19 protein-coding genes are annotated in these 17,866 nt (G+C 65.2%); 11 read left to right on the top strand and 8 right to left on the bottom strand.

Features of this window, described 5'->3' with window-relative positions:
* Positions 1-2: 2 nt before the first annotated feature.
* The 5 genes from AC0L2O_RS14815 to AC0L2O_RS14795 form a co-directional block, all read right to left on the bottom strand.
* Positions 3-1,154, bottom strand: coding sequence for an ATP phosphoribosyltransferase regulatory subunit (locus tag AC0L2O_RS14815; RefSeq protein ID WP_409191833.1), 1,152 nt, complete (start codon positions 1,152-1,154; stop codon positions 3-5).
* Between the two features lie 239 nt (positions 1,155-1,393).
* Positions 1,394-1,987: a DUF1349 domain-containing protein gene (locus AC0L2O_RS14810; RefSeq protein ID WP_409191834.1), complete on the bottom strand. Its 594-nt coding sequence runs from the start codon at positions 1,985-1,987 to the stop codon at positions 1,394-1,396.
* 138 nt (positions 1,988-2,125) lie between these two features.
* A complete protein-coding gene (locus tag AC0L2O_RS14805) occupies positions 2,126-3,049 on the bottom strand; it encodes a substrate-binding domain-containing protein (protein ID WP_473370363.1) in 924 nt (307 codons plus the stop codon).
* A gap of 37 nt (positions 3,050-3,086) precedes the next feature.
* On the bottom strand, positions 3,087-4,424 hold the full coding sequence (locus AC0L2O_RS14800; protein WP_473370235.1) for an ABC transporter permease: 1,338 nt from the start codon (positions 4,422-4,424) through the stop codon (positions 3,087-3,089).
* On the bottom strand, positions 4,421-5,995 hold the full coding sequence (locus AC0L2O_RS14795; protein ID WP_473370362.1) for a sugar ABC transporter ATP-binding protein: 1,575 nt from the start codon (positions 5,993-5,995) through the stop codon (positions 4,421-4,423). Before AC0L2O_RS14795 ends, AC0L2O_RS14800 begins: the two co-directional genes overlap by 4 nt.
* A 235-nt stretch (positions 5,996-6,230) precedes the next feature.
* Here AC0L2O_RS14795 and AC0L2O_RS14790 point away from each other — a divergent pair, with 235 nt between their 5' ends.
* The gene (locus AC0L2O_RS14790) at positions 6,231-6,938 is read left to right on the top strand and encodes a GntR family transcriptional regulator (protein ID WP_473370234.1); all 708 of its coding nucleotides are present in this window, start codon (positions 6,231-6,233) and stop codon (positions 6,936-6,938) included.
* Positions 6,939-7,012: 74 nt separating this feature from the next.
* Here AC0L2O_RS14790 and AC0L2O_RS14785 read toward each other — a convergent pair whose 3' ends face one another.
* On the bottom strand, positions 7,013-7,777 hold the full coding sequence (locus tag AC0L2O_RS14785) for a 16S rRNA (uracil(1498)-N(3))-methyltransferase (RefSeq protein ID WP_473370233.1): 765 nt from the start codon (positions 7,775-7,777) through the stop codon (positions 7,013-7,015).
* 211 nt (positions 7,778-7,988) lie between these two features.
* On the opposite strand from AC0L2O_RS14785, the gene AC0L2O_RS14780 reads away from it, so the two are divergent.
* Positions 7,989-8,636, top strand: coding sequence for a hypothetical protein (locus tag AC0L2O_RS14780; protein ID WP_369720952.1), 648 nt, complete (start codon positions 7,989-7,991; stop codon positions 8,634-8,636).
* A complete protein-coding gene (gene ubiA, locus AC0L2O_RS14775) occupies positions 8,633-9,565 on the top strand; it encodes a 4-hydroxybenzoate octaprenyltransferase (RefSeq protein ID WP_473370232.1) in 933 nt (310 codons plus the stop codon). The genes AC0L2O_RS14780 and ubiA overlap by 4 nt, the downstream gene beginning before the upstream one ends.
* 110 nt (positions 9,566-9,675) lie before the next feature.
* Here the strand turns inward: ubiA and AC0L2O_RS14770 are convergent, their stop codons facing one another.
* A complete protein-coding gene (locus AC0L2O_RS14770) occupies positions 9,676-10,194 on the bottom strand; it encodes a DUF6101 family protein (protein ID WP_369720953.1) in 519 nt (172 codons plus the stop codon).
* A 275-nt stretch (positions 10,195-10,469) separates the two neighbouring features.
* On the opposite strand from AC0L2O_RS14770, the gene AC0L2O_RS14765 reads away from it, so the two are divergent.
* From AC0L2O_RS14765 to lpxK, 6 genes are all read left to right on the top strand, one after another.
* Complete coding sequence (locus AC0L2O_RS14765) at positions 10,470-11,879, top strand: TldD/PmbA family protein (protein WP_369720954.1); 1,410 nt, start codon at positions 10,470-10,472, stop codon at positions 11,877-11,879.
* Positions 11,866-12,678: an inositol monophosphatase family protein gene (locus AC0L2O_RS14760; protein WP_473370231.1), complete on the top strand. Its 813-nt coding sequence runs from the start codon at positions 11,866-11,868 to the stop codon at positions 12,676-12,678. The genes AC0L2O_RS14765 and AC0L2O_RS14760 overlap by 14 nt, the downstream gene beginning before the upstream one ends.
* 61 nt (positions 12,679-12,739) lie before the next feature.
* Positions 12,740-12,985: a DUF4170 domain-containing protein gene (locus AC0L2O_RS14755; protein WP_369720956.1), complete on the top strand. Its 246-nt coding sequence runs from the start codon at positions 12,740-12,742 to the stop codon at positions 12,983-12,985.
* Positions 12,982-13,695, top strand: a complete 714-nt coding sequence (locus AC0L2O_RS14750) for a lysophospholipid acyltransferase family protein (protein ID WP_473370230.1) — start codon at positions 12,982-12,984, stop codon at positions 13,693-13,695. Before AC0L2O_RS14755 ends, AC0L2O_RS14750 begins: the two co-directional genes overlap by 4 nt.
* Positions 13,658-14,992 (top strand): 3-deoxy-D-manno-octulosonic acid transferase, encoded by a 1,335-nt coding sequence (locus AC0L2O_RS14745; RefSeq protein ID WP_473370229.1) that lies wholly within the window; start codon positions 13,658-13,660, stop codon positions 14,990-14,992. The genes AC0L2O_RS14750 and AC0L2O_RS14745 overlap by 38 nt, the downstream gene beginning before the upstream one ends.
* A complete protein-coding gene (gene lpxK / locus AC0L2O_RS14740; RefSeq protein WP_473370228.1) occupies positions 14,985-16,001 on the top strand; it encodes a tetraacyldisaccharide 4'-kinase in 1,017 nt (338 codons plus the stop codon). Before AC0L2O_RS14745 ends, lpxK begins: the two co-directional genes overlap by 8 nt.
* Positions 16,002-16,162: 161 nt before the next feature.
* Here the strand turns inward: lpxK and AC0L2O_RS14735 are convergent, their stop codons facing one another.
* Positions 16,163-16,384, bottom strand: a complete 222-nt coding sequence (locus AC0L2O_RS14735) for a DUF2093 domain-containing protein (RefSeq protein WP_254134433.1) — start codon at positions 16,382-16,384, stop codon at positions 16,163-16,165.
* A 162-nt stretch (positions 16,385-16,546) separates the two neighbouring features.
* Here AC0L2O_RS14735 and AC0L2O_RS14730 point away from each other — a divergent pair, with 162 nt between their 5' ends.
* Both AC0L2O_RS14730 and AC0L2O_RS14725 read left to right on the top strand, forming a co-directional pair.
* Entirely contained in the window at positions 16,547-17,377 is an 831-nt protein-coding gene (locus AC0L2O_RS14730; protein ID WP_473370227.1) for a dienelactone hydrolase family protein, read from the top strand.
* 172 nt (positions 17,378-17,549) lie between these two features.
* A complete protein-coding gene (locus tag AC0L2O_RS14725) occupies positions 17,550-17,699 on the top strand; it encodes a hypothetical protein (RefSeq protein ID WP_473370226.1) in 150 nt (49 codons plus the stop codon).
* Positions 17,700-17,866: the final 167 nt, after the last annotated feature.

Raw genomic sequence — 17,866 nt, 5'->3', positions numbered from 1 at the left:
GCTCAAGCTCCCACCTTGCGGCCGATTCCGGTCAGCGCGTCCACCCAGACCGAGAAACCGACGGCCGGAATCGGATCCGGCGAACCGAGCTGGGTCATCAGTCCGTCATAGCGGCCGCCGGCGACCAGCGGCTCGGTGCCGTTGCCCCTGTGATGCAGTTCGAATTCGAAGCCGGTGTAGTAGTCGAGCCCGCGCCCGAACGCCGTCGAGAACCGCGTGCCCTTCACGTCGATGCCGCGCGCGGCCATGAAGCCGACCCGGCTTTCGAACTGGTCGATCGCAGCGGCAAGGTCGAGCTTTGCATCGGTGGTGAGCGCGCGCAGCCCGGCGATCGCCTCATCCGGATTGCCCGATATCGAGAGGAAGCGCTTGAGCACGGCGATGGCCTGGCGCGGCAGCGCGCCGCCTTTGAGCGTCGATTGCTCGAGGAAGCGGTCGGCGATCTCGGCCGTGGTGCGGCCGCCGACATTGGTGGTGCCGGCGATCGACATCAAATCGGAGACGAACGCGAGCGCCGCCTTGCGGTCGGAGCCGGCGAGCGCGGCCAGCACGCCCTCATATTCACTGCGGGTGGTAGCGGTCGTGCGCGCCAGCCGTTCCAGATCCTGCTCCAGGCTGATCTTGCGGTTGAAGTCCTTGACCAGGCGCCGGCGCCACACCGGATAGAGGTCGAGCGCATCGAGCAGCGCATTGAACAGCGCGACGTCGCCGGTGCGGATCTCGACGTCGCGGACGCCGAACGCGGCGGTTGCTTCCAGCGCCAGCGCCAGCATCTCGGCATCCGCCGCGGCGCGGTCCTGGCGGCCGAACGATTCGATGCCGGCCTGCAGGAATTCACTGGCCTGCCCGCTGCGGTAGCGGAACACCGGACCGAGATAGCTGAACCCGGCCGGCTGGCCGGCCCGGCTAGAGGCCAGATAATCGCGGGCCACCGGAATCGTCAGGTCCGGGCGCAGGCAGAGCTCCTCGCCGGACAGGTCCGTCGTCAAATACAGGCTTTTGCGGATGTCCTCGCCGGAGAGATCGAGGAACGGCTCGGCCGGTTGCAGGATCGCGGGCTCGGCCCTGACATAGCCGGCCTGCGCGAACGACAACAGCAGCGTATCCGCCCAGGCGGCGGAGCCGGCAGCATTTGAGGTGGCAGTCGCGGTCATCTCGGGGTCCATTGTCCCGGTGGAACCGGGCAGGGCAAGGGAAGGGACGGGAGTGGCGCAGCCCTTAGCATGGCCCGAAAGCGGTTTCGACCTCCAAAGGATCAATCGCTTAACAGTCGGTCGCCGTGCCCTGGACTCGATATGAACTGGATTGCGGCGTGGCTGCGCCGATCGGCTCTGGAGATCGGCAATGGCCCAACCCCGCGGCCGCCCGGGGGCATATGCAACAGAGGCTGACCTCAGCTCAGATCATGTAGATCCTTGCCAAGCGGCGCCGTGAGGCGAAATGCCGAGAAAACGACCCTCAGTCCGGCCCGCTCGGGTGTGCAGGCCATCGGCCCCACAAGGAACGAGTTCGCCTTGGGGAATGGTGCCAATCGCATAAGCGGCCAGAGCTTGCCATCGGGCGAGACCTGCAAGCGAAGGACGCCATTCTTTACGGTTGCGCGCATCCGGAAGTCGCCGGCGTCGTGCTCATAGGGGGCTGTCGCCCAGTCCGATCGTCCGTCGGTCAGAACGCTGCCAAGCATGGCGCGGCCGTCGGAGAATTCGAGTCCGGCCTTGACCCAACGTTCCGCGTCGATCCGGATCATAATGCCCGCCTGGTCGTACAGCGCCCGAAAATCGCCTTGGACGCGCAGCTCGGCGGTGAATGCCTCGGCGGTGCGGAAGCCCAGGAAATGCCCGCTGTCCCGGCTGAAACCGTAATGGGTTTCGCGCCAGAAATCGGTGGCTCGATCAGTGACCATCTCAAGACCATCCTCGCGAGCGGTCCATTGTTCCGGTTCGTTCAGCCACACACCGTCGCTTCGGCCGAAGATCGGATCGCTCATGTCATACCTCGATGAGTCTTGGCAGCCGGTCCAATGCCATCCCGCAACCAGCAGGACAATCCAAACCAAGACAGAGTCTGGTTCGACCAGGCCGAACCAGACTCTGTCAGCTGTTGCGTCGGCCTGAAGATAAGGAGCTCAGAGCAGCCCGTTCTTCTTCAGGATCTCCGATGCGTTGTCCCGCGTAATCAGCATCGTGGGCAAGGTGATGACCGGCTCGAGCTTTTCGCCCTTCAAGAGTTTGACAGCTTGCCGCAGCCCTTCGGCTCCGGGCGTTGCATAGAGGAATGTCGCCGTGAGCTGCCCCTTGCTGACCCAGGTCACGCCTTCATCCGGCAGGCCGTCGATGCCAAGAATGAACTTGATATCCTTGTCGCGGCCGGCGTCCTTGGCCGCGAGATAGGCGCCATAGGCCATCGGATCGTTATGGCCATAGACCAGGTCGATCTTCTCGTTGTTGCGCAGCGCAGTCGTCATGATGTTGTAGGCCTTGTCCTGCTTCCAGTCGCCCGACTGATTGTTGAGCAGGTTCTTGATGCCCGGTTCCTTGTCGGTGAAAGCATGGAAGCCGTCGTGCCGGTCGTGTGCGGGCTGCGTGCCCATTCCGCCCCAGATTTCGACGACGTTGCCGGTCGCCTTGCCGGGACCGCCGAGCAGCTTCACGGCATATTCGCCGGCGGCCTTGCCGATCGCGACATTGTCGCCGCCGATGAACTGTGTGATCCGCTTGGTGTCGACGTTGCGATCCAGCACGATGACCGGAATCTTGGCGTCGATCGCCTTCTCGACGACCCCGGTCAGGCCCGCCGATTCCTTGGGTGAGATCAAGAGGACGTTGACCTGCTGGACAACGAGGTTCTCGCAATCGGCGACCTGCTTCTCGGTCTTGTCCTGGCCGTCGGTGATGATGAGCTCGACGTCGGGCTGCTTCTTGGCCTCGGCCTGGATATCCTTGTTGAATTGCACGCGCCACGGCTCGAGCGTGGTGCATTGGCTGAAGCCGACTTTCCACTTCGCGGCGGCCTTGGCGGGACTCCAGCCGGCCGGCACGTAGATCGTCATCGCGGCGCCGGCCATGGTGGTCGACAGTTTTAGGAATTCACGACGCTTCATCGAGATCCTCCCTTGCAAATTGCGCCTTGGCGGCGCTTGGCAGCCGACAGGATTCGGCTGTTTTCGGATCGGCACTGGCTTCCGGCGATCGGCTGAACCGCCATCGCGCGATGAGCTGGCCGAGATTCTGCTCCTGCACCAGCACGGTGCAGACGATGATCAACCCCTTCATCAGCAGCTGGACGTTGGAGTCGATATTCTGAAGCTGGAGGATGTCCGACAGCAAACCGAAGATCAGGACGCCGACGAAGGTGCCGGCGAGACCACCTCGCCCGCCCATCAGGCTGGTGCCGCCGATTACGACGGCGGCGATGGCGTCGAGCTCGAGTCCGGCGCCGGCGTCCGGCTTGCCTTGCCGGTATTGCGCGACGAACAGGACCCCCGCAATTCCCGCCAACAGGCCCGACAGCAGATAGGCCGTGAGCTGGACCTGGGCGACCTTGATGCCCGAAAGCTTGGTGGCCTCGATGTTGCCGCCGATCGCATAGGCGTAGCGTCCAAAGGTCGTGAAGCGCAGGAGCGCGCCGAACAGGATGATCGCCGCGAGGAAGAAAACACTCGGCACAGGCAGCACGCCCCACAGCATCGAGCGGAGCAGCTCGAACGCTTCGGTGGCGTTGGTGCCGGTATAGACCGGCACGACGGCATTGTCCTGACCGGCGGTGAGACGGGCGATGCCGAGTGCGCTGACCATCATGGCCAGCGTGGCAATGAAAGGTTGCAAACGTCCCGCGACGGTCAAGATCCCGTTGATCGCCCCAAGCAGCAGCGCCAGGCACGGCGCGACGAGGAGAACGCCGAGAACCCCGAACTTGGCCGTCGCCTGGCTTGCCGTCCACCACGCCATTGCGGCGGCGCCGAGGAGGCCAAGCAGCGCGGGAATCCACAGGCCGTGCCAGCGCGACACGGTGAGTTCGCGGCGCCGCCCCGCGCCGACGTCACGGCCTCGCGCCAACCCGCGGACAATGAAGCGCACAACGAGCGCAATGGCTGCGCCACTCACGAGCGTCGCCGCCGGAACGCCCATTACCGCGGCCGCGGTCCAGCCGGGCTTGGTGAGCAGCATCGCGCAGATCACCGTCGAAAAGCCCATGACCGAGCCGACGGACAAATCGATGCCGCCGAGCAGAATGACCATCGTCATGCCGGTGGCCACCAGGCCCGTGATCGAGACCTGCCGCAGCACGTCGGTCAGGTTGCCGTAGGACAGGAAGATGTTGTTACCGGATGACGTATGCGGCGAGGTGAGCGCACCGACCAGGCAGATGAGCAGCAACCCCCAGTAAAGCTTGGTCCGGGACAAGAGCCGAAGAAACGCCTTCATGACAATGTTTCCTGCGACCACGCTGCCATGCCTGGCGCTGCAAGACGCATCACCGTCTCTTGCGTCGCGCAGTCGCGCGGCAGGATTCCGGTCTGCCGTCCCTCACACATCACCAGGATGCGGTCGGACAACAGAAGAAGTTCCGGCATCTCGGAGGTGACCACGACGATGCCGAGGCCCTGCGCGGCGAGATCGAAGATCAGCCGGTAGATGTCCTGCTTCGCGCCGATATCGATGCCGCGGGTCGGCTCGTCGAGCAGAAGAATCCGTGGTTCGGTGGCGAGCCATTTGCCGATCACGACTTTCTGCTGATTGCCGCCGGAGAGCGCTGCTGCCGTCTGATCGATGCCGGTGCAGCGGACCGAGAGCTGGCCGACCATGTCGGCCGCCAGGGCGCGCTCACGCGCGACGGCGCGCAGGCCGAAGCGCGACAGCGCGCCGATCGAGGGCAGGGCGATATTGTCGCATATCGAGGCCGCAAGGTGCAGGCCGCGCTCTTTGCGATCCTCGCTCACAAGCGCGACACCGAGGCGGTAGGCCTCCGTTGGCGAGCTGATATCGGCGGTTGTGCCGTCGATCGCGATGGTGCCACCCCGCCAACCGTTTGCGACACCAAAGATAGATTCGAGGATCTCCGTCCTGCCGGAACCGAGCAGGCCGCCGATGCCGAGGATCTCGCCGCGCCTGAGCTGAAAGCTGACGCCGTGCAACATCCGGCGCCAGCCGTGCGGACCGAGCGTGTCCAGCGTCAGGTCATCCACAGAAAGGACGTTCGCACCGCCTTGCGCGGCCGCACCGCGATCGCTTGTGACCATGTCGCGGCCGACCATCGCCGAGATGATCGCGCCGCGCGACAAGTCACCGATCGGAGCCGTGACAACGTGCCTGCCGTCGCGCAGCACCGTCACCCGGCCGGCGAGATCGAGCACCTCCTCGATCCGATGCGAGGTGTAGATGATCGCGACGCCCTCGCTTGCGAGTTGTCGGACGATCTTGAACAGGGTCTCGCATTCCAACGACGACAATGCAGAGGTCGGCTCGTCCATGATGAGGATGCGGGCGTCGAGCGATAGTGCCTTGGCGATTTCAACCAATTGCTGCTCGCCGACACGCAAGTCGGCGATCCGACTTTCGGGAGCGATCCAGACGCCGAGACGGTGCAGCAGACGCTCCGCCGCCTTGACCATGCGGCGGCGGTCGATCAGCATGCCGCCGATCAGCGGCTCGCGGCCGAGAAAGATGTTATCGGCAATGCTCAGCTCGGGAACGAGATTGAGCTCCTGGTGGATGATCGCGACGCCGGCCTCTTCAGCATCGCGCACGCCGGCAAATGCGGCGGCCCGGCCACCGACCTGAATCGTCCCCTGATAGCTCGTATGCACGCCCGCAAGGATTTTCATCAAGGTGCTCTTGCCGGCGCCGTTCTCGCCCATCAGCGCGTGCACCTCACCGCAGCGCAGATCGAAGTCGACGTTATTGAGCGCCTTTACGCCGGCAAAGGACTTCGAGACGCGTTCCGCAGAAAGCACGACCTGCCCGGTCGGCGCGCGGGCCCGGCTCATCTCGACCATACGGGGGGAGCGGTCCGCGGCCCGATCATCCTCTCCTCCGAGGGCGCCGAAGCGTGTCTCCATCGGGCTAATCTCCTCCCGGCGCGCCAAAGTCTTTGGAGATGTCGCGTGCCAAGTGTTCGTTTGTTGCTTTTCTGATATGCTAGTTATATCAGTTGCTGCTCGTCAAGCCTCTTGGTGTCCACAATTGCTCCCGCGCCACTGGACATGTGAACGTCAGCCATAGGACCACAGCATGCATTCACTCGGCGGATTCAGCGGAGGAACGGCCGCCGCACGTCGGGCGGGCGGATCGAAAGTCGACCAGGCCTATTTGGCACTCAAGCGAGCCATCGTGTCGGGCGCGCTCGCGCCGGACGCCCCAATCGACAAGAACGAGTGGTGTGCAATTTTCGAAGTGTCTCGACTTTCCATCACGACCGCGATCAATCGACTCGCTTTTGAGGGGCTTGTCGTCGTTGAGCCGCAACGCGGCTCTTACGTGGCCAAGATCCACCTTGAGGATGTGCGGCAATGGATGTTGATGCGGCGCGCGCTGGAGGTAGAGGTCGTGGGGGTTTGTGCGGCCGACATGCGGGACGATGCGATCGCGGCGCTTGGTCAGAACCTCGCCTACCAAATGGCCGCCATCAACAGCGGCGATCTCCAGGGTTTCCACGAACTCGACACCCGATTTCATCGCCAGATGACTGAGGGCTTGCATCTGGGGCGGGTTGGCGAAGTCCTCGATCCGATCCGAACTCATCTTGAGCGAGTTCGCCGCACGCTGCTGCCGGAGCCGGGACGGCCCGAGGGAACCCTCCGCGAGCACGAGGCGATATTCCGCGCGATTGCTGCGCATGAGCCGGATCAGGCAAAGAACGAAATGGCGAATCATCTCGATCGCGTGTCGCGCGAATTGCAGTCTTTTGTCGCGAAACATCCCGGCTTCTTCGAAGACTAGCACTCGGAATCAGGGCTTGGTGACACCGCGGCCTCCGCGGCTCTTGATTCACGACGCTCCAAGGAAAGGCGGGGCTAGCTGCCACGCCAATCGCCCAGCACCGCCTGCACCAGCGCCAGCGCCGCTACGGCGGCCGTGTCAGCGCGCAGGATCCGCGGGCCGAGCGCGAGCCGCAGGATCCTGGGCTGCCGCAGCAGCAGCGCGCGCTCTTCCTCGGCAAAGCCGCCTTCCGGGCCGATCAGCACGTCGATGCCAATTCTGCCTTGGTCGTGCCCGGCCTCGCGCGCGGCTTGCAGACCATGAATGGGGTTTTCGACCTCCGCCGCCTCATCGCAGAAGACCAGGAGCCTGTCGGGGTCGCGCTGGCCCAGGAAGCGCTCGAGCGGCACCGGCTCGGCCACCGCAGCAAGGCTCAAGATCCCGCATTGCTCGGCCGCCTCGATCACATTGGCCCGCATGCGCTCGGTGTTGACGCGGGACGCCTGCGTGAAGCGGGTCTGGACCGGTTGCAGGATGGCCGCACCCATCTCGACGGCCTTCTGCACGGTGTAGTCCAGCCGGGCATGCTTGAGCGGGGCAAAGACGTAGGCGAGGTCGGGCAGGGTGTCCTGGGCACGAGCCTGCTGGAGGATCACGAGGTTGTCGGGCCGCTTGCGACCTTCGATCGCGGCCTGCCATTCGCCGTCGCGGCCGTTGAAGGCCAGGATCGGGGCGCCAGCCGAGAGCCGGAGCACGTTGCCGATATAATTGCTCTGGTCGCGGTCGAGCGGAACCCTGGCGTCCTGGGTGAGGGGGGTATCGACGAACAGGCGGGGAGCGCGAAAATCGTGGGAGGGCATCGTTCAAAGGTCCGTTTTGCCGCCGTTCTTAGCCGAAAGCAGCCATTTCGGGGGTAAATATTGCCGAACCGGTGCGTCCCCGCGCCGCGCTCTTGCCCTATTCAACGGGTTGTTAAGCGCCGGCGGGAATCGTAAAAGCGCGAAGACGCTGGTTGCGCTTCAATTGGGAAGACGCCGAACCCCCGTAGCTCCTGCCGGAGAGACTATCTTGATGATCCGTCGTTTGATGGTTCCGATCACTGCCGCCATGGTCACCTTGGGGGCCGCTGCAGCTTACGCGCAGGGCTTCCCGGCGCCGCTGCCGGGCCAGACCGCGCCCGATCCGGCGTTTCCGCCCGTCAACGGCTCGGCGCCGGTCGCCTCCGTCGGCGGCGCGCCGCAAGCATCCTTCCCCACGGGAGGTGCCGCGCCCATCGGCGGCGCCGGCGCTTTCAGCGCGGCTCCCCCGACGCAAAGCGGTCCCGGCGAGGACTGCATGAAGGCGTTCATCCCGCTCCGCGAGGACGCCGAAAAACGCGGCAAGCTGATCAAGGCCGCGAGCGACCGCCATGCCCCACCGGACGAGGCTTGCAAGCTGATCAAGAATTTCAGCCAGGCCGAATTCAAGATGATCAAGTACATCGAAACGCATGCCGCCAAATGCGGAATCCCGCCGCAGATCGGCGAGCAGATGAAGAGCGGCCACAAGAATACCGAGGCCATGCAGACGAAGGTCTGCATGGTCGCGCAACAGCCGCGCGGACCGGCCGGCCCGTCGCTAAGTGAGGTGGTTGGTTCGGGCTCGGCGCCGGAAGCCAATGCCGGCAAGAAGGGCGGCAGCACCTTCGACACGCTCAACGGCAACGTTCTGACCCGATGAGCGATACATCCGCCCGCGTTGCCGATTCCACCGGCAACTGGGTCGATACGCTCGCGCCGCAATGGGCGCGGCCTTATTTGCGATTGTCGCGCTTCGACCGTCCGATCGGCTCCTGGCTGCTGCTGATGCCGTGCTGGTGGTCGGCGGCACTCACCGCGGCCATGGCGCACGACGTCCGCCGGCTGCCGCTCACCATTGTCCTGTTCTTCATCGGCGCCTTCGTGATGCGGGGGGCGGGCTGCACCTGGAACGACATCACCGACCGTGACCTCGACGCCAAGGTCGAGCGCACCCGCTCGCGGCCGCTGCCGTCCGGGCAGGTGAGCGCGAAGCAGGCGCTGGCTTTCCTGGTGGTGCAGGCCCTGATCGGACTGGTGGTGCTCCTGCAATTCAACCGCTTTGCGATTGCGACCGGCATCGCCTCGCTTCTGATCGTCGCAATCTATCCCTTCATGAAGCGCATCACCTGGTGGCCGCAGATCGTCCTCGGGCTCGCCTTCTCCTGGGGCGCCCTGATGGGATTTGCCGTCACCTTCGGCCGCATCGATGTGACGGCGCTGGTGCTCTATGCCGGCGCGATCTCCTGGGTGATCGGCTATGACACGATCTACGCGCATCAGGACACCGAGGACGACGCGCTGATCGGCGTCAAATCCACCGCGCGCCTGTTCGGCGCGCATACGCATCAGGCGCTGATCCTGTTCTATGGGCTTGCGGTGATGCTGATCGGCGTCGCGCTCGCGTCAGGCGATGCGCGCTGGCCGGCCTGGGTCGGGCTTGCGGCCTTCGCCGCGCATCTGGCGTGGCAGATCAGGCGGCTCAGGATCGAGGATCCCGATCTCTGCAAGCGCGTGTTCTACTCGAACAAGCATGCGGGTCTGTTGTTGTTCGCAGGATTGCTCGCCGACGCGGTGACGCGGGCTGGGTAGTTTCTTAGGGTGGGTTAGCGAAGCGTAACCCACCACTTTCTTTGCGCGCGGATAAATCTTGGTGGGTTACGCCTTCGGCTAACCCACCCTACGGCACCGTAGGTGCCGCTTTAGCTCCTCGCGATGATCTCGCGTTCTTCGCGATGAACCGGGAGCTCACGCGTCATGGCCGTACGACGGCGCGTCAGGAACTTTGGCCGGCGGGCGCGGATCGCGTTGGCGCGGCGACGGCGCGGCGCCGGCTTGCGTGCACCTTCGTCGAGCTGCGGCAGCGCGAAGATCTCGCTCCAGATCGCCCAGGCTTCGTTGAGCTCATCGCCATCGGCGCTGATCAGCAGCGGAACGGAGAGCGAAGGATCACGATGCACGAGGACGAGGCTCTGGGCTTCGTCATTGCCGCGCAGCGCGACACCGGTGAAGTCGCTGACGCGGACATTGATCGCCATCCGCATGCCCTGGACGGCACGGCGCAACACGACACGCTCGCGATGAAGTTCGATTTGCCGTGTGTATCCGTCGGCGCGCGGATCATGCGCATCGAAGCGGACCGGAAGGGAAAGAGGGTCGAGCCGCAGGCTGCGGCTCGACCCGGTGGGGTTGGCCCCACATGTTGCTGTTTGACGCCTCACGGCTTTAGTCTCCCCGCCAGGATTATGTTCCCGGTCGATGCGAGGACCTTAGCGCGAGCCGCTTCCGAAACCGCTTAAAAAGGCTGGTTAATCCAACCTCACCGCCGCGCATGATTGACAAGACCTTGGCGCGCATGATTGACGAGACGTTGCGCGCAAGCGGCGAATCTGAGCTTTTGACGGGCTGAAAAAGCTTGAAGTCCGTGCCAATTGGGCACATCTGGTGTTGAGGCCGGTATCGCCCCGAAACTTCCCGCCGCAACAGGATTTCGTTTGTGAACCCTTCACCATCCGCGAACTCGACGCTGTCGCCCAAAAATTCGGACAAGGCCAATCGCGACCTGTTCGATCAGTCCGCGCTTTCCGATCTCGCACAGCGGCTGGTCGAGGCGGCGAAGCGCGCCGGCGCGGATGCGGCCGATGCGGTCGCGGTGCGCGGCATCTCGCAAGGTGTCGAGGTGCGCGACGGGCGCGTTGAGGAATCCGAGCGTTCCGAGGGCGACGATGTCGGCTTGCGCGTTTTCGTCGGCCAGCGCCAGGCGGTGGTCTCGACCAATGACGCAAGCGGCGATGCCGTGACCAAGCTTGCGGAGCGCGCCGTCGCGATGGCACGGGTCGCGCCCGACGACAAATATGTCGGACTTGCCGATCCCGCGCTGCTGGCGCGCGACTTCCCCGATCTTGATCTGCTCGATCCCGACGTGCCCGCGACTTCCGAGCTCGAGCGCCGCGCGCTCGAAGCCGAAGCTGCAGCACTCGGGGTGAAGGGCGTGACCAAATCCGGCGGCGCCTCGGCCTCTGCCGGCATCGGCGGCATGGTGCTGGTCACCAGCACCGGCTTCCACGGCTCGTATCTGCGCTCCAGCCAGGGCATCTCGGCCACGGCGATTGTCGGCGAAGGCACCGGCATGGAGCGCGACTACGATTTCACCTCGGCACCGCATGCCGCCGATCTGCTCGCCCCGGACATCGTCGGCCGTTCCGCCGGCGAGCGCACGGTGGCGCGCTTCAATCCGCGCAAGGTCTCGACCTGCAAGGTGCCGGTGGTGTTCGATCCGCGCGTCGCGGGCTCGCTGGTCGGCCATGTCGTCGGCGCCATCAACGGCGCTTCGATCGCGCGCAAGACCAGCTTCCTGAAGGACAAGCTCGGTCAGCAGCTGTTCGCCAAAAATATCCGCATCATCGACGATCCCCTGCGCAAGCGCGGCCTGCGCTCGCAGACCTTTGATGCCGAAGGCGTCGCGGTGAAGAGAACGGCGCTGATCGACGAGGGCGTGCTGACGACCTGGCTGCTCGACTGCGCCACCGCGCGCGAGCTCGGGCTCACCACCACCGGCCACGCGCATCGCGGCGTGTCGTCCTCGCCGTCGCCGGGACCCTATAATCTGCATCTCGAACCGGGCACGCCGACGCCTGCCGAGCTGATCGCCGACATCAAGCAGGGCTTCTACATCACCGATTTGATCGGCTCCGGCGTCAACGGCGTCACCGGCGATTACAGCCGCGGCGCCTCCGGGTTCTGGATCGAGAATGGCGAGCTCACCTATCCCGTCAGCGAAGTCACGATCGCAGGGCACCTGTTCGAGATCTTCAAGTCGATGCAGCCTGCGAACAATCTCGAGTTCCGCTACGGCATCAATGCGCCGACGGTGCGCATCGAGGGCTTGACGCTTGGCGGACGCTGACTCCCTGGACCAATCCATCCTGACGCGTGACGCAGCGCTGCTGCAAGAGACGGTGCGGGACGCCGGCGCGCTGGCGCATTCGATGTTTCGGACCGAGCTGAAAAAGTGGACCAAGGGCGCGTCCTCGCCGGTCTCGGAAGCCGACATCGCCGTCAACGACCTGCTGGAAGCACGGCTGCGCGGCGCCACGCCGGACTACGGCTGGCTGTCGGAAGAGAGCGCCGATGATTCGGCGCGGCTGTCGCGGCGGCTGACATGGATCGTCGATCCCATCGACGGCACGCGCAATTATCTGGGCGGCCATGACGATTGGTGCGTCAGCGTGGCGCTGGTCGAGGATGCCTCGCCGGTGCTGGCCGCGGTGTTCGCGCCGACCAGCGGCGAATTCTTTTTCGCGGCCCGCGGCCAGGGCACGATGCTCAACGGCGCGCCGGTGCGGGCGACATCCGGATCCCGGCTGGACTTTTCGCGGGTCGCCGGCCCGAAGCCCCTGGTCGAGCGACTGAAGCCGTCCCTCGGCGAGATCAAGCTGCATCCGCGAATCGGCTCGCTCGCGCTGCGGCTGTGTCGGGTCGCCCATGGTGCGCTGGATGCGGCTTTTGCGGGTGGCAACAGCCATGATTGGGACCTTGCGGCGGCCGATTTGATCGTGCAGGAAGCGGATGGTAGGATGAGCGACCTCTCCGGAGACCCCATCCTCTATAACCGCCGGGAAGTCACGCACGGGGTGCTGGTGGCAGCGGGCCGCGATCGTCATGCGAGCATCGTCTCGCATTTTCGAGATCGTCCCTTGCCCTGACGCGCTTTCGTCGTGCTTGTCGAACACTGCTTTGCCGGGCAGCCCGCTAGGAAGAGAACCCATGCCAGATAGTGCCCCGCAACAACTGCTCCATCTCGTGATCGGTGGCGAACTGCTCGATCTCGAGCACAACATTTTCAAGAACCTGGACGACGTCGAGGTCGTCGGCCTCTATCCGAACTATGCGACCGCGCACGCCGCCTGGCGGGCCAAGGCGCAGAGCACGGTCGACAACGCCCAGATGCGCTATTTCATCGTCCATCTCCACCGGCTGCTCGATCCGAATCAAGAATCGAAGGCGCGTTGAAAAAACTGCTTCGCAACACGCTGCGGAGCAGCTGGTTTCAGCGTGCCGTCGGGTTTCTGGCGGCCGAGTATCTGCGTCTGGTCTGGCGGACCAATCGCTTCGCGTTCGATCCGCCGGACGTCTATGACATCGTCGAGCCGCAGATTCCGGCGATCTTCGCCTTCTGGCACGGCCAGCATTTCCTCACGCCCTTCATCAGGAACAAGGACTCCTACCGGGCCAAGGTCCTGATCTCCCGGCATCGCGACGGCGAGTTCAACGCCATCGCGGTGGAGCGGCTCGGCATCGGTCTGATCCGCGGTTCCGGCGACCATGGCAGCGCCTTCCACCGCAAAGGTGGCGTCGGCGCCTTCAAGGAGATGGTGCGGACGCTGCAGGACGGCTGTAATGTCGCGCTGACCGCCGATGTCCCGAAGCGCGCGCGCGTGGCCGGGCTCGGCATTATCATGCTGGCACGGGAATCGGGGCGGCCGATCATGCCTTTCGCGATGGCGACCAGCCGCTTCATCCGGCTTAAGAACTGGGACCGCACCACCATCAATTTGCCATTCGGGCGGGGCGCATTGGTCGGCATCAAGGAAATCAGGGTGCCGCCGGATGCCGATGCCGCCACCATGGAAGCGCTGCGGCAGGAGCTGGAGGACACGCTGAACGAAGCGACCCGCCGCGCCTATGCGCGGCTTGGCCGCCCGGGACCCCAAGATGGCTAATGCGCTGCCCATGACGCTGCGGATGTATCGGCGCCTCGCCAGCGGCCTGGTGCCGCTTGCGCCTGCGCTGATCAAGCGGCGGCTGAAGCAGGGCAAGGAGGATCCCGCGCGCGTCGGCGAGCGGCGGGGCCTGAGCCGGGACGTGCGGCCGCACGGCCCGCTGGTCTGGATCCATGGCGCCAGCGTCGGCGAGGTCTTGGCCGCGGCTGCGCTGATCGAGCGATTGCGCGATCTCAATTTGCGCATCCTGCTCACCTCCGGCACCGTCACCTCGGCTGCCGTCGTGGCGAAGCGCTTTCCGCCCGACGTCATCCATCAATACGTTCCCTACGATTCCCCGCGCTATGTCGCGCGCTTCCTCGACCATTGGAAGCCGTCGCTGGCGCTGTTCATCGAATCCGATCTGTGGCCGAACCTGATCCTGGCGGGTGCTGCGCGCCGGGTGCCGATGGTGCTGATCAACGGGCGGATGTCGCCGCGTTCGTTCCCGCGCTGGCGGCGGATGTACGGCACCATCTCGGCGCTGCTGTCGCGGTTCGACATCTGCCTGGCGCAATCGAACACCGATGCCGAGCGTTTTGCCGCGCTCGGCGGCCGCGATGTCGTCACCACCGGCAATCTCAAGCTCGACGTGACGGCGCCGCCGGCCGATCCCGCAAAGCTGGAACGGCTGATGGCGATGACGCGGGGGCGGCCGATCGTTGTCGCGGCCTCGACCCATCCGGGCGAGGACGAGATGCTGGTCGCGGCGCATCGCAGCCTGGTCGGTATCTTCCCGCAATTGCTGACCGTGATCGTACCGCGGCATCCGGAGCGTGGCTCCTCGATCTCGGGCATGATCACCGCGTCGGGCCTGAAGCCGGCGCTGCGCTCGCGCGAGCAGCTGCCGACAGCAGCGACCGACGTCTATGTCGCCGACACTATGGGCGAGCTCGGCCTGTTCTATCGTCTCTCGCCCATCGTGTTCATGGGCGGATCTCTGATCCGCCATGGCGGACAGAATCCGATCGAGGCGATCAAGCTCGGTGCGGCGATCGTGCATGGTCCGAACGTCTTCAACTTCGCCGAGGTTTATGCGGCGCTCGATCAAAGCGGCGGCGCGCGTCTGGCCGAGACCCAGGAGGCCCTGGTCAAGCAGCTCGGTCAGCTGCTCGCCGATCCCGCCGTGCGCGACAAGATGCAGCAGGCAGGCCACGGCGTCGTCGCGCAGCTCGGCGGCGCGCTGGATCGCACCATGACCGCGCTCGAGCCGTATCTGATGCAATTGCGGATCGAGATGGGAGCCGCCAATGCGTGAGCCGGCCTTCTGGTACCGGCCACGTTCTCCGAGATCGCATCTCCTCCGTCCCTTGGGCGCGCTCTATGGCGCGATCGCGGCCCGCCGCATGATGCGCAAGGGCGCTGACGCCGGCATTCCCGTGCTCTGCGTCGGCAACTATCATGTCGGCGGTGCCGGCAAGACGCCGACCGTGCTTGCGCTGACCAAACTGTTGCGCGAGCTCGGCGAGACGCCGGTCGTGCTCAGCCGCGGCTATGGCGGGCGTTTGCAGGGTCCGGTGATGGTCGATCGCGCGCGCCACACCGCAGCCGATGTCGGCGACGAGCCGCTGATGATGGTGCGCGACGTGCCTGTTGCGGTGGCGCGCGACCGGCTCGAAGGTGTGGCGCTGGCCAAGTCACAAGCGGCGACCGTGATCCTGATGGATGACGGCTTTCAGAACCCGCGCATCATGAAGGACGCCTCGCTGATCGTGATCGACAGCGCGCGCGGCCTGGGCAACGGCAAGGTGTTTCCCGCAGGTCCCTTGCGCGCGCCGCTGCAGGCGCAGCTCGCGCGCACCGACGCGCTGGTGCTGATTGGCGATGGCCGGGCCGCGGATGATGTCGCGGCGGCAATTTCCGCGCGCGGCAAGCCGGTGCTGCGGGCGCGGTTGAAGCCGGACGCCGCCTCCGTCGCGCGGCTGGTTGGCAAACCGGTGCTTGCGTTCGCCGGCATCGGCGATCCCGAGCGCTTCTTCCGCACCTTACGCGCCAGCGGCATCGAGGTCGCGCGCACGCGTCCGTTCGCCGATCACCACATGTTCTCGCAAGCCGAGCTCGCCGCGCTGGCGGCGGATGCGACGCGCGAGCAGCTCACGCTGGTCACCACGGAAAAGGATCTTGCGCGCCTGCACGGCAGCAACGGCGTGCCGGACGGCATCGTGCCGTTCGCGGTTCAGCTCGCGTTCGACGATCTCGCGACGCTCCGCCGCCTGATCAGCGATCATCTCTACCAGGCGCGCGAGCGCAGGTTTTCCACACGATGATTGCGTAGGGTGGGTTAGCCCCGCCATTCACGCGACGTTCATCGCAGAACCCCTATCGATTCAGATCTCGTAGGGTGGGCAAAGCGGAAGCGTGCCCACGTTCTTCGTCTCGATTGTGCAGAGGTGGTCGTGGCACGTCGCGCCTGTGCCCTCGCACGGAATCACGGCTTCGGTGCGTTGGGAAAATGCCGCTGCAGCACCGCGGCGGGCGTGGCGTAGGCCTCTTGCAGGTCCACGCTCCAGTACTTCAATTCGTCGAGCGGGATCCGCGTGTCTGTGATGGCGCAGCGCACGAAGGTCCCCGGCGAGATCACGCGGAAATCGCCGTCGAGATATTGCACTTGCGCTTCGCCGTGGCCCGAGGGGCCGAACTTGTTGAGCACGGTTGGAAGTCTCCGTGGAAAGCCTGTCCGCAAAACCGGAGGCCATGATGTGATGAGTCTGATCTAGCATAAATAGGGTGGCTTGTCCGCCCGTCAAACCCACCGATTTGTGATGTTTTTCTGCTGTTTTCGCATGATAGTGCTGCGGCGAAGGATCGTCCGATGCGCCTTCGACTTACCACCCTGTTCCTGTCACTTCTGATGTCGGCCGCGTACGCGGCCTCAGGACCTGCGCCGCAGCAGGTCGACATTCCGCTGCCGGCCGGAATCCTGCACGCGCAGCTCTACAAACCCGATGGCGCGGGGCCGTTTCCGACCGTGATCGCGCTGCATGGCTGCGGCGGGCTCGGCGGCCATTCCGATCCGGTGTTGCCGCGCTATCGCGACTGGGCCGAAGATCTGCTGAAGGCGGGCAATGCGGTGCTGCTGCCCGACAGCTACGGTTCGCGCGAGCTTGGGCCGCAATGCCGGGTCAAGGAGACGCACGTCAAGGCGCGGCGCGAACGTGTCGCCGATGTCGTGGCGGCGCGCGCCTGGTTGATGAAGCAGCCTTGGGTGGCGCGCGGCCGCGTCAGCCTGATCGGTTGGGCCAATGGCGCCAGCGCGCTGCTCTGGGCGGTGCGCCCGCAGAACGCGGCGCGCGATGCCGCCCCGGATTTCCGCGCCGCCATCGCCTTCTATCCGGACTGCCGCATTTCCGCAGGCCTCGGCTGGAGCACGCGGGTGCCGACGCTGGTGCTGATCGGCGGCAAGGACGATGTCTCGTCGCCGCCGGCCTGCCGCCAGATGGTGGACGGCGCGCTTGGCCGCAGCGCGCTCACACGCATCGTGGTCTATCCCGGCGCCTACCACGATTTCGACCGCGCCAACACGCCGCTGCACGCCGCGGCCGGCAGCAGCGACGCCGCCACGCCCGAGCACGGCCATCTCGGCACCGACGCCGAGGCCCGCACCGATTCGCAGAAGCAGGTCGCGGAATGGCTGGCGCGGTAATGGCGCTGCCGATTCCCGGATTGCGCTCCGCTCCATCCGGGCTACACGCGTTCCGAAGCGGGGCCTGCGCGGAACATCATGGCCGACCGGGAAACTACGGATCGCGCCTGAGCGCGGTTTCAGCCAATGTCCGCGCCATAGTTCCACCACGATGTCGACTAAACGCATCCCCATGCGCAACCGTTTCTGGATCTTCTCCTCGGCACTGCTCGTCTTCAGCGTCACGATCCTGTTGTTCGAAGCCCGCGCCGGCGCGCCGATGGTCACGCCGGAACATTGCGGCTTCTGGACCACGATCGACGCGGGATTGTCCTGCAGGTAGGCGGGCTGCCTGCCCATCGTCATTGCGAGTTGGGACCGGCCTTGAGGGCCGACGCGCGCTGAATGAAACTTTTCGCGGGTTGGCAAAAGTGGTAAATTGAGGCGCCGTCGGCAAAGAGGTCGATTTCTCTCTGGTGCGCGAGAGCCCGGTTGCGAGTTGGACCTGGG

The organism is Bradyrhizobium sp. Kon10 (assembly GCF_055807395.1).
This window is presented reverse-complemented; position numbering and strand designations above follow the sequence as displayed.

Coding starts and splice junctions, on each gene's coding strand:
- AC0L2O_RS14815 (WP_409191833.1), bottom strand. CDS start 1,154: ATGACCGCGACTGCCACCTCAAATGCTGCCGGCTCCGCCGCCTGGGCG.
- AC0L2O_RS14810 (WP_409191834.1), bottom strand. CDS start 1,987: ATGAGCGATCCGATCTTCGGCCGAAGCGACGGTGTGTGGCTGAACGAA.
- AC0L2O_RS14805 (WP_473370363.1), bottom strand. CDS start 3,049: ATGACGATCTACGTGCCGGCCGGCTGGAGTCCCGCCAAGGCCGCCGCG.
- AC0L2O_RS14800 (WP_473370235.1), bottom strand. CDS start 4,424: ATGAAGGCGTTTCTTCGGCTCTTGTCCCGGACCAAGCTTTACTGGGGG.
- AC0L2O_RS14795 (WP_473370362.1), bottom strand. CDS start 5,995: ATGGTCGAGATGAGCCGGGCCCGCGCGCCGACCGGGCAGGTCGTGCTT.
- AC0L2O_RS14790 (WP_473370234.1), top strand. CDS start 6,231: ATGCATTCACTCGGCGGATTCAGCGGAGGAACGGCCGCCGCACGTCGG.
- AC0L2O_RS14785 (WP_473370233.1), bottom strand. CDS start 7,777: ATGCCCTCCCACGATTTTCGCGCTCCCCGCCTGTTCGTCGATACCCCC.
- AC0L2O_RS14780 (WP_369720952.1), top strand. CDS start 7,989: ATGATCCGTCGTTTGATGGTTCCGATCACTGCCGCCATGGTCACCTTG.
- ubiA (WP_473370232.1), top strand. CDS start 8,633: ATGAGCGATACATCCGCCCGCGTTGCCGATTCCACCGGCAACTGGGTC.
- AC0L2O_RS14755 (WP_369720956.1), top strand. CDS start 12,740: ATGCCAGATAGTGCCCCGCAACAACTGCTCCATCTCGTGATCGGTGGC.
- AC0L2O_RS14745 (WP_473370229.1), top strand. CDS start 13,658: ATGCGCGGCTTGGCCGCCCGGGACCCCAAGATGGCTAATGCGCTGCCC.
- lpxK (WP_473370228.1), top strand. CDS start 14,985: ATGCGTGAGCCGGCCTTCTGGTACCGGCCACGTTCTCCGAGATCGCAT.
- AC0L2O_RS14730 (WP_473370227.1), top strand. CDS start 16,547: ATGCGCCTTCGACTTACCACCCTGTTCCTGTCACTTCTGATGTCGGCC.
- AC0L2O_RS14725 (WP_473370226.1), top strand. CDS start 17,550: ATGCGCAACCGTTTCTGGATCTTCTCCTCGGCACTGCTCGTCTTCAGC.